This window comes from Eggerthella hominis (assembly GCF_014287365.1).
Taxonomy (GTDB): domain Bacteria; phylum Actinomycetota; class Coriobacteriia; order Coriobacteriales; family Eggerthellaceae; genus Eggerthella; species Eggerthella guodeyinii.
Window position 1 is genome coordinate 292,986 of record NZ_JACOOA010000001.1, and the last position, 13,242, is coordinate 306,227.

The following is a 13,242-nucleotide window of genomic DNA, read 5'->3' on the forward strand; positions in this document are numbered from 1 at the left end:
GGGTTCGAAGATGAACGAGGAGAAGCCGTTGGCGGCGGATGCGTGCCGGGGGTTCGCCGTCATCGCCCGCGCGTGCGCCGCGGCCCTGGCGAGCGAGCCTGACGAGGAGGTTGTCGACAGCGTGCGCCGGGCGGCGCGGGCGGTGGGCGACGCGCGGTTCGATGGGACGAGGGCCGATGCGGTTCTTCGGCAGCGCTACTACGACCGGTTCTTCGTGTCGGCGAGCCCCTTCTTCCTGCCGCTGTGCGAGAGCAGCGTGCGGGGCGCGGCGGAGGAGGGCGGGCGCCTGAGGTACGCGCCCGCCGGCGGCGCGCGGGCCGATCACGTGCTGGCGTGCTATCGGGCCGCGGGCTTCGAGCACCGCGGCGTCGGCGGCTTCGATTTGGCCGTCAGGACGCTGAAGCCCGACTCGATGGTCGCCGAGCTGGCGTTCATGGCCTCGCTCGCCGAGGCCGCCGCGAACGACGCCGAAGGCCCCGCCGCGGCGCGCCGGTCGGCCTGCCTGCTGCGGCAGTTCGCGCGCGAGCACGCCGTCGGCTGGTTCGCCGCGGCGGCGCGCTGCGCCGCGCGCGCCGACGACGATTTCTACGCCGGCGTATGCGCCTTGGCGGCGCGGGCCGCGGAAGCCGTCGCCTGAGCGAGCGGGATGCGGGAGGGGCGCGCGATGCGCCCCTCCCTTTTCGTGCGCGCGGCGCTTAGACAGCGCGGCCGACGTCGTTGCCGGCGCGGATGGCGAGCGCGATGTTGAACGGGGCGTCGCAGTCGCCGATCGCGTAGGTTTCCGCAACCGACAGCCCGTCGAGCAAAGACGTGTTCGGCACCATCTCGGCGCCGTCGACGATCGCGTCGCAGTCGACGGTCACCTCGGTCCCCACCTCGGTCGCGATGACCGCCTTGCCGCCCGTGGCCTCCTTGATCGAGGCTTCCGGCCACACCTTCACGCCCAGGGAGTACAGCGCCGTGGTCATGAAGCGCATCGCGTGCTGGGATTGCTGCATGTCGAGGTCCGCGTTGGCGTGGGGCGTGACGATGGTGACGCGCTTCTTGCGCACGGTCAGCCACAGGGCGCAGTCGAAGGCTTGGGCGTTCGAGCCGTACACTACGACGTCGTCGCCCAGGTCGGCCGTCATGAACGAGTCGAAGTCCACGACGGGCACGTCGCCGGCGATGTCGGCTTTGTCGCGCGTTCCGCCTACCGCCAAGATGACGGCGTCGGGAGCCTCGGACTCGATGAACGCCCGGTCCACCTCCTTGCCGGTGGTGACGTTCACGTTGGCGAGCTCGAGCTGGCGCTCGAGGTAGGCGGCGAGGTCGTCGAGGTTCTCGTGGGGCCCCTTCACCATGCTCGCGAACGACAAGAGGCCGCCGAGCGTGCCGCTCTTCTCGTACAGCGACACCTCGTGCCCGCGCGCCGCGGCGATGCGCGCCGCCTCCATGCCGGCCGGCCCGCCGCCGACGACCATGACCTTCTTGGGCGAGGACGCGGGCTCGAGCTCGTAGGCGGCCGGCCCGTTGTCGGTCATCACGCGCTGCGTGAGGGCGTTCACCCGGCAGTAGCCCATCATGCGGTTCAGCTCGTTGCTCCCGATGTGGCAGTGCAGGCAGCGCGTGCAGGGGGCGATCTCGTCGGCCCGCCCGTCGCGGAGCTTGGCGACGTACTCGTTGTCCACGGTCAAAGGGCGGGTCATCATGAAGAAGTCGACCTTGCCGTCGGCGAGCGCCTGCTCGAAGAAGTCGGGCGCGTGCGCCGGGTCCATGTAGGTGACGGCGCCGCAGGGGATGTCGACGGCCTCCTTGTAGCGCGCGACGACGTCGAGCAGCATGCCCGCGCCGCTGTGGTCGGCGATGAGCGATCCCTGGAAGTGGCGGCTGAAGTCCCATTGCGTCCCGTAGCCCGTCGCGCCCTCGATGCCGTACAGGATGAAGTACAGGTCGCTCGCGAACTGGCAGGGATGGTTGCCGAGCGGCCCGAGGCGCAGGTGCAGCGAGTCGCATCCGGCGGCCTCGAAGAGCTTGGCGAACTCGATGCCCTCCTCGATGGTGATCACGAGGTTGCTCGGCGCGGTCAGGGTGTTGTCGAGGTCCATGAGCGTCGCGTTGTTGGTGAGGTTGTCGTTCTCCTCGACGCAGTCGATGAGCATCTGCACGGCGAAGTCGTCGCCGCACGCCTGCTTGATCTTCTCGATGCACTCGGTCGCGAAGCGGGCGCGGTCCTCCAGGCTGCCGATGCCGTACTGGTCCGTGCGCGTGTTGTGGAAGCGCGAGAGGAAGTGCTCGCCGATGTTGAAGCCCGCCGCGTTGATCTCGAGCGCCTTGAAGCCCATGGCCTGGATGGTTCGGGCGAGGTCCGCGGCGACGTCCTCGAAGGCGAGGATCTCGTCGACGGTGAGCTCGGCCACGTCGGGCGCGAACTGGGCCCATTGCAGGCCGAGCGAGGCGCCGTACCGGGCGCATTCGTCGACGAGGCGCTTGCAGAACTCCTCGGCGTCGGGCGCGGCGGCGTCCCCGGTGATCAGCGACACGAGCTCGCCTTCGACCCAGATGATCTCGACGCCGCCCTTCGCGAGGTTCACGTAGTACTGGAAGAACTCGTCGGTGAGCCCGCCCAGGTACGTCGCCGAGCCGGCCGCCGACTTGATCATGCGATGGCTCGATTCCATGGCGCCGATCTTCACGGGCGAGAAGAGCGTCGAGAAGTCGGTCGTGCTCTGCCGGTAGTCGTAATCCTGCGGGTTGAGGTACGCGGCCGCGATGAGCTCCGCGCCGTCCGCCCCGGCGCCCGAGCCGGCCGTCGCCGCGTCGCCGGAGGCCTTCGCCCCGGAACCCGCGTTCGGCGCGCAGCCGACCAGCCCGGCGCCTGCGGCGGCGATGCCCGCCGCGCCGAGACCTGCGAGAAAGCCCCTTCTCGATACTTCGATTCCCATACGTCCTCCTCTTGTCGTGGTCCCTCGAGCGCCCCGATCGCCCTCGCGTCGTGCCGATGGCCGCCGGCGGCGCTCCCTCGCCCGATGGCGATAGGGAAAGGCTACGGAACGGGAGGGGGAAACGCCTCACATACGCCATGTGAAATGCGGGAAACGGGCCTCCGATTTGCCACATGGCGCGGGCGATTTTGGGAAGAGGCGCTACAATGGGGCGAACGAAGGAGAAGGGGAGGATCGCTTGGTGCGTGCACGGTGCCGGATGCCTGTCAAGGCCGTGCGGCAGGGGCGGAGGGGGTAGCGTGAAGGATCGTGTGATCAGATGCCTCGGCCTGTCCTCGGTTCTGCTGATCGGGGTGCTGACCATCTGGGGCGGGCTGCCGCTGGGCGCGCTGACGCAGCTGGGGCTGTCGGAGATACTGAAGTGCTGGTCCATCCCCCTGTCCATCGCGCTCGGGCTCGCGTTGAGCGCGGCTCTGCTGAAGCGGGACCGCCCCACGGCGCGCTTCCTCGCCGCGGCCGCGGTGGCGGCGGGCGCCTTCGTGGGCGGCGGCTACGCGCTGCTTCTCCTCGGGCCGGGAGCGCTCGATCGGACGATCGCCGCGGTGGCCTCCTCCGTCCTCGCGGGAATCGGCTACGGCCTGTTCTCGCTGCTGTGGCAGCACGTGCTCTCGCGGCTCTCGTTCGACGACATGACCAAGACCCTGCTGCTCTCCTTGGCCATGGGGTCGGCCGAGTACCTGCTCCTGTTCGCGATCTTCGGCGGGCGCCTCTGGACCGCGTTTCCCGCGCTCGTCGTTGCGGCGGTCGTCCTGTGCCTGCTCGCGTTGCGCGCTCCGGCCGCCCCCGCCGACGACGGCGCGCGGCGGGGCTGGCGGGGAGCCGGGCTGCGGGATTTGGCGAAGGAGGTCGGCAGCCCGCTGATCTGCGTGTGCGCCATCGCGTTCGCGGTCGCTCTGACGAGGACCATCACGCTCGACGGGATCGAGAACTCCGATGCGATCAACCTCGTCGCCAGCGGGTGCATCATCGCCGCCTCGCTGATCCTGTACGCGGCCTGGTACGTGCCCGGCGGGAAGCGGTCCGTCTTCAGGAAGCTGAGCATACTGGGGATGTACCGCATGTTCTTCCCCGTCGTCGTGACCGCGCTCCTCGCGCTTTCGATAGCGGGGGACGTGCTCGCCCTTCCCGTGGCCACCCTGGCGTACGTGCTGTTCTCGTTCGTCGCGGTGTTCATGATGTCGACCAGCGTCACCATCGCGCGGCGCTACGGGCTGTGGTCGCCCTACGTGTACGGGGCGTTCGCGGGCGCGACCTACTTCGCGTTCGCGGGCGCGACGGCGCTGGGCGCGTGGGTGTACTACCCGCGAAGCTTCGGCGCGGCCACGCTCCCGGTGATCGTGCTCGTGGTGTTCTACATCCTGGCGATGTCCTACGCGGCGATCCAGGCGCGCAGGAGGGGCCTCGACGAGCGCGCGGGGGTCGCGGCTGCGGCGGGCGACGAGCCGCAGGGGCCCGCCGCCGTCCCCACCGTCGTCGACGAGGTCGCGCAGCGATGCGCCTTCCTGGCGCAGGAGGCGGGGCTCACGAAGCGCGAGCGCGACATCCTCCTGGTGCTGGCGCGAGGCAGGGACGTCCCCAGCATCGCCAAGCAGCTGTACATCTCCGAGAACACCGTCCGCTCGCACAGCAAGAGCATCTACCGGAAGCTGAAGATCCACTCGAAGCAGGAGCTGCTCGACCTCCTCGAGACCGTCCCGGTCGACCGCGGGTAGGGCGCTGCCGACCGGGAAGGGCGCGGTCGGCAGCGCAGGGGAGGGCGCGGTCGCCCGCTGTCGTTACGCTTCCGGGAACAGCCCTTGGGCCAGGGCGAGGCCCTGCGACATGACGGCCACGCCGGCCGGCCCCTTCGCCGTCTCGCCGATGGCGTAGAGGCCCTCGATGGGCGTGCCGTCCTCGCGCAGCACGGCGTAGTTGTCGGCCGGGTCGTTCACGAGGCCGCCCGAGGTGATGTGCATGGCCCAGGTGCGGGGGCTCGCGTAGAACGGCGGGTTCTCGATGGGGCTCAGCTCCGAGAAGTTCGTGCGGCCGAAGTCGGGATCCTCGCCGGCCCGCGCGATCTCGTTGTAGCGCTCGACCGTCTCCTTGAGCGCCGCGCCGCCGCAGCCGATCTGCTCGCCCAGCTCCTCGATGGTGTCGGCGCGGTAGAGCTGCCCCTGGTCGATGAGGCTTTGCAGGTTGTGGCCGTAGCGGTTGACGTCGCCGTTCACGCGGCTCGTGTCCTGGTCGCTGATCATGAACATCATCTGGTCGGTCTGCGCCATGATGTTCTCGGTCATGGTGTAGCGGTCGAGCACCTCGTTCATGAAGCGCTTGCCTTCCTTGTTCACGATGACGCAGTCGATGTCGTCTCCCACGGTGGTCTCGTCGGTCGCGTTCTTGCAGTCGGCGAAGGGGAAGGGCATCTGCAGGTGCATGTTCCCCACGGCGGCTCCCACCGCAAGGCCCATCGTGATGCCGTCGCCGTGGTGACCGTAGGCGTTCGTGGTGGGGATGGCGCTGTTCTCGGGCCAGCTCCATATCTTGTTGTACGCGCGCAGCATGTCGGGGTTGCCGGAAAACCCGCCGGTCGCCAACGCGACGCCCTGCGTTCCCCTCACCCGGTACACGGTGCCGTCCTCGGCCTGCGCCACGACGCCCGTCACTCGGCCGTCTTCGACGATGAGCTCGGTCGCCGGGGTGTTCAGCAGGACCTCCACGGGATAGCCGTTCCGGTCGATCATGTCGTTGTACAGCTCGAAGTAGCTCTGCCCGCACACGCCCTCGGCCGGCACGGCCCAGCGCGGCCACGGGAACCCTACGATGCCGACCACTTCCTTGAACGAGAAGCCCTCGGCGATCAGCCAGTCGCCGAAGTCGACCTCGCGCTGGCAGACGCGCAGCGAGCCCTCGTAGCCCTCGCCGGACGGCAGCGTGTACTCGAGCGGTTGGAGGTACTTCGAATCGAACACCTTCTTCGTGCCGCTTGCCTGCCAGTCGGCCCATTCCTGCTTGAGCGCGGCCAGATACGACGGGTCCACGGCCGATCCGTCCCCGGCGGCCAGCTTCTCCTCGAGTTCCTGGATCTGCATGTCGGTCATGTCGGGCCGCAGGTCTGCGGGCGAGCCTGCGTACTCGAGGTAGCCGCCGCACACCAACCCGTTTCCGCCGATGTTGCAGCTCTTCTCGAGCACGACGACGTTCGCCCCGCGCTGGGCCGCGCCTACGGCCGCCACCATGCCGGCCGCGCCTGCGCCCACCACCACGAGATCCGCTTCCAGCTCCCTGGTCTCGGTGGAGCGCGGCGTCGGGGTGTAGTTCCCCTTGAGCTTGCCGGCGTTGCCCCCCGCCTGCTTCACGCAGTCCTCGACGGCGGCGAGGATCGCCGTGCTCGTGAGCGTCGCGCCCGTGACGGTGTCCACGCCGAGCGACTGGTGCTCCACGATGCGCGCCGGCACGTCGGCGACGGCGCGGTCGCAGATGTACTTCGTCTCCTCGAGCTTCACCACGTCGACCTTCTCGATCGCCTTGTCCGAGAACGCGACCTCGACTTCGACGGGCCCGAACTTCCCTTGCCCGCTGGCCGAGTAGGTGCCGGCCCGGTACGCCCCTTCGGCCCCCTCGGCCTTGGGCGCGCAGCCCGCGATGCCGAAGGCGGCGACGGTGATGCCGGCGATCGTGGCCGTCCTGACGAAGGCGCGGCGCGAGATCGGTGCTTGGTTCATGATGGTTCCTCCCTTTCCTTGGGGCACGGCGTCGTGCCCGGCGTTCGATGCCGCGCCCAGTATGCGCATCCCGCCGATCCCTCCGCATCCACCTCGCCTCGATTTCGAGGGTATTGTTGTAACCTGCCCTGTAACCCGTCGGATCGCGGGCGATTTCACCCTCGCTCCCGCGCCGCGCCGCGCGCTCGGTCTGCTACCATGGCCGCATGGGCTACGGCGATCGGGGACAGAGCAGGCAGGGGATGGACGACGAGGGCGCGTTCAAGGGCCGCCGTCGCGTCGCCGAGCTGCGCTATCTCTCGCTGTGCTTCTTCGGGTTCGCGTTCATCCGGGCGTGGGACGACGTCGCGTTCTTCCGGTTCGCCCAGCTGTTCCCCGCCAGCGCGCTCGTGGGCAAGGACTTGTTCATCCTCGTGATGGTGCTGGCCGTGTTCCTGCCGGGCGTGGTGTTGGCGCGCAGGATCGCGCCGCTGTACCGTCGACGCGCGCTCGTGAACCTCTCCGTAGGCGCTTTGACGGCGTCCACCGCGGCGTCGTTCGCCGCGACGGCGGTTCCCGGCGCGCACGAGGCGCTCGCCGTCGCGGCCGTCGTTGCGGGCGGCGTCGGCGCGGCGCTGTCCATCCTGTTGTGGGCCGAGCTGCAAAGCTGCTTCGACCCGTTCCATATGGTGCTGTACGTGTCGGGGTCCTTTTTCCTGGGGTCGGTTCTCGGATGGCTCTGCATCGGCCTCGATCCCGTCCGCTCCGCAGCGGTTCTGCTGCTCCTGCCCCTGCTCTCGCTCGCCTGCATGAAGGCGGGGTTCCGCAAGATCCCGGTCATCGACCTGCCCAAACGCTCGTGGAGCACGGTGCGCTTTCCCTGGGGGCTGATCGTCGTGCTCGGCATCTACCAGTTCGTGTTCGGGCTGCGCGGGGGTTCGGCGTCGTTCGAGGGCGGCATGCTGATCGCGGGCACCATGGCGGTGTCGGCGGCGCTGTTCGCGGCAGTGTACTTCCTTTCGCACCGCTTCGACTTCACCGCACTGTTCCGCACGCCGTTCGTGCTGGTCACCTGCGGGCTGCTCATGGAGTTGCTCGCGTTCTCGGTGGGCAGCGCCGTGGCGGGCTTCTGCATCTCGGCCGGGTACGCGCTCATGTTCCTCGTGCTCACCATATTGCTGTGCGACCTCTCGCACCGCTACGGCACGTCGGTGCTCGTGCTGTGCGGCGTCCAGGAGCTCACCACGCTCAGCATCGTCGGAGGGCATGCGACGGCGGAGGCGATGAACGAGGGCTTGCTGCCCGTTTCGCTGAACGACCCGCTGGTGACGGGCGTGCTGGCCATCCTGGTGGTGCTGGCGACGGTCGCGTTGCTGTCGGGGGAGCGCCGCTCGCGCGAATGGGGCGCCACGTTCTTCGGCCTGCACGAGAAACCGCACGACGACTCGCTGGCGGAGCGCTGCGACGAGGTTGGCCGCAAGCGCGGCCTCAGTCCGCGCGAGCGCGAGGTGCTGCAGCTGCTCGCGGCGGGGAAGGGGTCGGCCTACATCGAGCGCGAGCTGTGCATCGCCAACGGCACGCTCAAGTCGCACACGCGGCGCATCTACCAGAAACTCGACGTGCACAGCCGCGAGGAGCTCCTCGCGATGGTTGCGCCCGTTGAGGAAGGCGCAGGCGAACCGCCCTCCCGCGCCTGAGCGGCCGGCCGGCGGAGGCGCTTCACTCTGCCGCGGGGGCGGGCTTGGGGGCGGCGCCGCCGCGGGCGAGGTCGATGAGCTCTTGCTGGGAGTGGACGTCGCACTTCGAGAAGATGCTGCGTACGTGCGAGCTCACCGTGTTGATGGACACCGTCAGCTCGTCGCGGATGAACGGGCGGCTGCGGCCCGCCAGCAGCAGCGCCGCCACGTCGGTCTCGCGCTCGGTCAGCCCGAAGCGGCTCTGGAGGTCGGCGGCCTCCCCTTGGAAGATGGCCTCGAGGTCGGCGCACGGGTTCGCGCCCTCCTCCGGCCCCTCGGCCCGTCGGCGGCGCGCCGAGGGGCTGCGGTAGAACACCCAGCTGGGGTTGAAGCCGGTGGCCATGGCCACGAACACCACGAGCGACATGAGCACGAACGACAGGGTCATGATGCCCTGCCCGTCGAGCGCCTTCACGGCGACGAGGCCGATGAGGCTGCCGACGAAGATGCCCGCGCCCTCGCCCAGCGCGTAGCGGCTGAACAGGCCCGTCGTTTTGCACCCCATGCGGCGCAGGTACTTGCACGCCCCGATCCAGCAGCCGAACTGCACCCCGAACATCCCGAGGAAGTTGATGGCGTAGGCCAGGATGCGCAGGCCGGGGTTGCCGTAGTCGACGATGATGGGCACGTAGCTCAGCATGAACAGCGGCAGGCTCCACCGGTAGGCCAGCGACACGTTCAGGTAGCGCGACATGCGGATGCACAGCAGCAGCATGGCCAGCGACAGCACGCACGCGAACGAGAACGGGATGAGGTAGTGGGTGAACCGGTTGCCCGACAGCGCCGGCGTCGAGATCACGCGGAAGAACGCGATCTGCACCCACGAGGCGAACGCGAGGATGACGAACGAGCGCATCCCCGGGTTGCCGCAGGGCGCCTTCCCGGCGCAGGGCTCGGCGGCCTCGGCGGACGGCGCGGGCGCGTCCGTGCGGGCGAGCCGCATCGAGGCGAAGTTCATGACGATGACGAGCGCCAGCACCACGAGCCCGCTCTCCTTGGTCAGGAGGATGACGAAATACAGCAGGAACGAGATGGTGAACGAGCAGGGGATGACGAACTCGAGCCGCGCCTCGTTGAGGCGGCGCAGGCGCGCGCTCCAGATGACGGTGAACAGCACGATGGCGAAGCCGGTGAGCGCGCTGCCCACCACGAACACGCGGTCGAACAGCACGACGCGGTCGTACCAGGCGAGCCAGATGAAGAAGGCGCCCGCCGCCGCGAGGACGGCGGCCGCGAGCGCGACGTGGCGCCGTTGCAGCAGCTCGTCGGCCTGGGGCAGCTTGCGCGCGACGACGATGCCCGCGATGGCGCCGACGGCCTCGAACAGCCCGCACATCATCCAGATGTACTCCAGGCCGTACGACGAAGGTGCGCACATGAGCGTCTCGTCGACGGTGGCCAGGCCGCACCCGAACAGCGCGCAGTACACCCACGCCAAGAACAGGGCGAAGCCGACGGTCTCGCGCCAATGGGTCGACAGGTTCTGCCGGAAATGATCGATCATACGCCCTCCCTCGTACGGGTAACCAGTATAGCGTGCGACCGGTGGGGCGCGCCGGTCATAGTTACGTCTCACCTGATCGTTGACCTGGGAATACGCAAATTTCACCGGATTAAGGTGAGACGCTTTTCCCGGTTGCGGGACGGGAAAACGCCTTGATCAGGTGATGATCGCAGCGCCTCCGGCCCGTACGCTTTCCCCGTCGCGTTTCCAGACGAGAGGAAAGCAAGGAGGAGGATATGGGACAAGCGAACATGGATCGACGGACGTTCGTCGGGGCGCTCGGCGCCCTGGGCGCCCTGTCGGTCGCCGGCGCGGGCGCAGGGGCCCTGCCGTCCGTGGCGGTGGCCGCGGAGTCGGAGTTCCCGGCGCCCCGGACGGGCAAGCCCATCGAGGCCGCGGTCGATCCCAAGACGGGCGCGGTGTCCGTCAACGAGGACGTGATCGTGCGGTACTCGGGCTGCGTGGGCTGCTACAGCGCCTGCGGCAACCGCATCAAGCTCGACCGCGAGACGGGCAGCGTGCTGGGCGTGGGCGGCAACCCGTACAACCCCGCGTGCGCGAGCTCGCCGCTCGAGTTCGGCGCGCCGCTCGAGGACGCGTACCGCTCGATGAGCTACGCGAACGGCGGCGGCAACGTCACGCGCGGCACGGTGTGCGGGCGCGGCAACGGCACGCTCGACGCCGTCAGCCAGCCCGAGCGCATCACGGTGCCGCTCAAGCGAGCCGGCAAGCGCGGCGAGGGCAAGTGGAAGCCCATCGGCTGGGACCAGCTGATGCGGGAGGTGACCGAGGGCGGCAAGCTGTTCGCCGACGTCGGCGAGGACACCGTCATCGAGGGCTTCAAAGCGGTGCACGATCCCGAGACGCCGATGAACCCCGAGCAGCCCGACTTGGGACCCAAGTCGAACCAGATCATCGTGTGGAACACGCGCGCCGATGGGCGGCGCCTGCTGAACACTCGTTTCGGCCAGAGCTTCGGGAGCGTGAACATATTCAGCCACAACTCCAGTTGAGGCGCTGCCGGCGGAGCGAGTTCGCTCTACATGAACGCTAAGAACGGCTGCAGCGTCGACATCGACGAGGCGGAGTACATCCTCTGGAGCGGTGCGTTCCCGGGCGGGAACGGGTCGAACTTCCAGTACATCAGCAAGCACGTCACGGAGAGGCTGCGCACGGGCAAGCTCAAGATCGACGTGGTCGATCCCACGCTTTCCAGCGGAGCCGTCACCCCGACGATGCCGGGCATCACCTGGGTGCCCATCAAACCCACCACCAACGGCGCCCTGTACGCCGCCATCGCGCAGATCATGATGCGCGACGAAACCTACGATGCCGACGTGCTGTCGTTCACCACGCAGAAGGCGGCGGAGGCGGCGGGCTACGGCGCGTTCACGAACGCGAGCTACCTCGTGATCGTCGACGAGGGCCATCCGAACCACCGCAAGCTCATGCGCGCGGCCGACGCCGGCATCGAGGTGCCCGAGGAAGAAGTCGCCGAGGGTGCGATGCCGACGCAGCATTACGTGGTCATCGACGCCGCCACCAACGAGCCCGCGGCGCACGACGCGTGCGAGCGCGGCGTGTTCGACTTCGAAGGCGAGGTGAACGGCGTCAAGGTGCGCTCGGGGTTCTCGTGCATGAAGGACACCGTCGGCAGCCGCACCGTCGAGGAGTACGCCGAGATCACCGGCATCCCCGCATCCGAGATCGAGCGCATGGCGAAGGAGTACGCCTCCCACGGCGTGAAGGCCACGGTGAACGCGGCCGCCGCCTCCACGGCCGGCGTCAACGGCTTCGACACGCCGAACGGCCGCGAGGTGCTGCGCGCGCTCATCGGCTCGAACCAGATGCGGGGCGGATCGTTCCCCACCGGCTCCCCGGTGACCGACGGCAAGGGCGTGCGCTACGACCTGGCCACGGTCAAGGGCGCCCCCGACGTCACCACGAAGAACGCCGCGATGATCTCGCGCGGCAGCCGGGCTTGGGAGAAGACCAAGGAGTACGCCAACCGCGTGGCGGCGGGCGAGAAGGACCCCAAGCCGAAGATGCCCTGGTTCACGAACGCCCCGCAGTCGGACAGCCAGGCGCTCATGTCCGCGGTCAACCAGTACCCCTACCAGTGCAAGATCATGCTCACCTGGATGTGCAACGTCATCCAGGGAACGCCCGGCGCCATGCGCGACGAGGTGGTCGAGCGCCTGAAGGACCCGTCGGTGCTGCCGCTGCACATCGTGTGCGACGTCGTGATCGGCGAGATGGCGCAGGTGGCCGACTACATCGTGCCCGACGTGACGCAGTACGAGAGCTTCGGCCTGCCGTCGAGCGGCGCCTGGGGCACCACGGTGCGCTGGCAGGCGAAGACGCCCGAGACCGTGCAGACGGACGACGGGCGCTACGCGTGCTGGGAGACGTTCCTCATCGACGTCGCCAAGGCGTGCGACCTGCCCGGCTGGGGCGCGGACGCCATCCCCGACGCCGAGGGCAACCTGCACCCGTTCGACACGTCGGCCGACTTCTACCTGAAGGCGGTCGCGAACCTCGCCTACGCCGAGACGCCGGTGGACGACATCTCGGCCGAGGAGGCGAGGCTGCAGGGGCTCGACGAGCTGCCCGCCGACTTCGAGGCCGCGGTGAGCGCCGAGGAGTGGCCGAAGGTGCAGCATGTGCTGTCGCGCGGCGGCCGCTACTGGACGTCCGAGAAGATCCGCGGCGAGGACGGGCGCTACGCGTTCCTCAAGCCGTTCGAGACGTACATCTACAACGAGAAGCGCGCGCTGGCCACGAACTGCTACTCCGGCAAGCGCCTCCCCGCCACGCTGGGCTACAACCCGCAGGCGTTCGGCGACCTGTCGCCCATGACCGACCACTACTCGGCCGAGGAGTTCCCGTTCACGGTGTCCGAGCACAAGCCGCGCTTCCGCTCCGTCTCCATGCTGTCGAACAGCCCCATCATGCGGGATCTGTGCGCGCACAACTACATGGAGATCAACGACGAGGACGCGGCGGCCCTCGGCATCGCCGACGGCGACGCCGTGCGGGCGACCACGCCCACCGGCGAGGTGACCGAAGGCGTGGCCATGGTGCGCGGCGGCCAGGTGAAGGGCGCGTTCAGCCTGTCGTTCGGCTACGGCCACGACAACTACGGCGCGCAGGACGTCGAGGTGGACGGCCAGCGCGTCGAAGGCAACCCGGCCATCGCGGCGGGCGTGCGCACGAAGATGATGCTCGACCCGCTCGTCTCGAAGGACGGCGTGTACAGCATCCTGGCCGACCACGACGCGTCGAGCCCCGGGCGCTGCGGCGGCATGTTCAAAATCGAGAAGGCATAAGGGAGGTGT

Annotated in this window: 8 protein-coding genes; 5 read left to right on the forward strand and 3 right to left on the reverse strand. The window is 68.9% G+C overall.

What is annotated here, in order from left to right:
- Window positions 1–10: 10 nt before the first annotated feature.
- On the forward strand, window positions 11–637 hold the full coding sequence (locus H8S61_RS01280) for a molecular chaperone TorD family protein (RefSeq protein WP_186937674.1): 627 nt from the start codon (window positions 11–13) through the stop codon (window positions 635–637).
- Between the two features lie 58 nt (window positions 638–695).
- On the opposite strand, the gene H8S61_RS01285 is transcribed toward H8S61_RS01280, so the two are convergent.
- Entirely contained in the window at window positions 696–2,924 is a 2,229-nt protein-coding gene (locus H8S61_RS01285; protein ID WP_186937675.1) for an oxidoreductase, read from the reverse strand.
- A 299-nt stretch (window positions 2,925–3,223) separates the two neighbouring features.
- Between H8S61_RS01285 and H8S61_RS17665 the strand changes: the two genes are divergently transcribed.
- On the forward strand, window positions 3,224–4,696 hold the full coding sequence (locus H8S61_RS17665; RefSeq protein WP_186937676.1) for a response regulator transcription factor: 1,473 nt from the start codon (window positions 3,224–3,226) through the stop codon (window positions 4,694–4,696).
- Between the two features lie 63 nt (window positions 4,697–4,759).
- Here H8S61_RS17665 and H8S61_RS01295 read toward each other — a convergent pair whose 3' ends face one another.
- Window positions 4,760–6,685, reverse strand: a complete 1,926-nt coding sequence (locus H8S61_RS01295) for an FAD-dependent oxidoreductase (RefSeq protein WP_186937677.1) — start codon at window positions 6,683–6,685, stop codon at window positions 4,760–4,762.
- Window positions 6,686–6,927: 242 nt separating this feature from the next.
- On the opposite strand from H8S61_RS01295, the gene H8S61_RS01300 reads away from it, so the two are divergent.
- Entirely contained in the window at window positions 6,928–8,361 is a 1,434-nt protein-coding gene (locus H8S61_RS01300) for a helix-turn-helix transcriptional regulator (RefSeq protein WP_186937678.1), read from the forward strand.
- A 22-nt stretch (window positions 8,362–8,383) separates the two neighbouring features.
- Here the strand turns inward: H8S61_RS01300 and H8S61_RS01305 are convergent, their stop codons facing one another.
- Complete coding sequence (locus tag H8S61_RS01305; protein WP_186937679.1) at window positions 8,384–9,904, reverse strand: response regulator transcription factor; 1,521 nt, start codon at window positions 9,902–9,904, stop codon at window positions 8,384–8,386.
- A gap of 236 nt (window positions 9,905–10,140) precedes the next feature.
- On the opposite strand from H8S61_RS01305, the gene H8S61_RS01310 reads away from it, so the two are divergent.
- Entirely contained in the window at window positions 10,141–10,917 is a 777-nt protein-coding gene (locus tag H8S61_RS01310) for a molybdopterin-binding domain-containing protein (RefSeq protein WP_186937680.1), read from the forward strand.
- Window positions 10,918–10,947: 30 nt separating this feature from the next.
- Window positions 10,948–13,233 (forward strand): molybdopterin dinucleotide binding domain-containing protein, encoded by a 2,286-nt coding sequence (locus H8S61_RS01315; protein WP_186937681.1) that lies wholly within the window; start codon window positions 10,948–10,950, stop codon window positions 13,231–13,233.
- Window positions 13,234–13,242 lie beyond the last annotated feature (9 nt).

Coding starts and splice junctions, on each gene's coding strand:
- H8S61_RS01280 (WP_186937674.1), top strand. CDS start 11: ATGAACGAGGAGAAGCCGTTGGCGGCGGATGCGTGCCGGGGGTTCGCC.
- H8S61_RS01285 (WP_186937675.1), bottom strand. CDS start 2,924: ATGGGAATCGAAGTATCGAGAAGGGGCTTTCTCGCAGGTCTCGGCGCG.
- H8S61_RS01295 (WP_186937677.1), bottom strand. CDS start 6,685: ATGAACCAAGCACCGATCTCGCGCCGCGCCTTCGTCAGGACGGCCACG.
- H8S61_RS01300 (WP_186937678.1), top strand. CDS start 6,928: ATGGACGACGAGGGCGCGTTCAAGGGCCGCCGTCGCGTCGCCGAGCTG.
- H8S61_RS01305 (WP_186937679.1), bottom strand. CDS start 9,904: ATGATCGATCATTTCCGGCAGAACCTGTCGACCCATTGGCGCGAGACC.
- H8S61_RS01310 (WP_186937680.1), top strand. CDS start 10,141: ATGGGACAAGCGAACATGGATCGACGGACGTTCGTCGGGGCGCTCGGC.
- H8S61_RS01315 (WP_186937681.1), top strand. CDS start 10,948: ATGAACGCTAAGAACGGCTGCAGCGTCGACATCGACGAGGCGGAGTAC.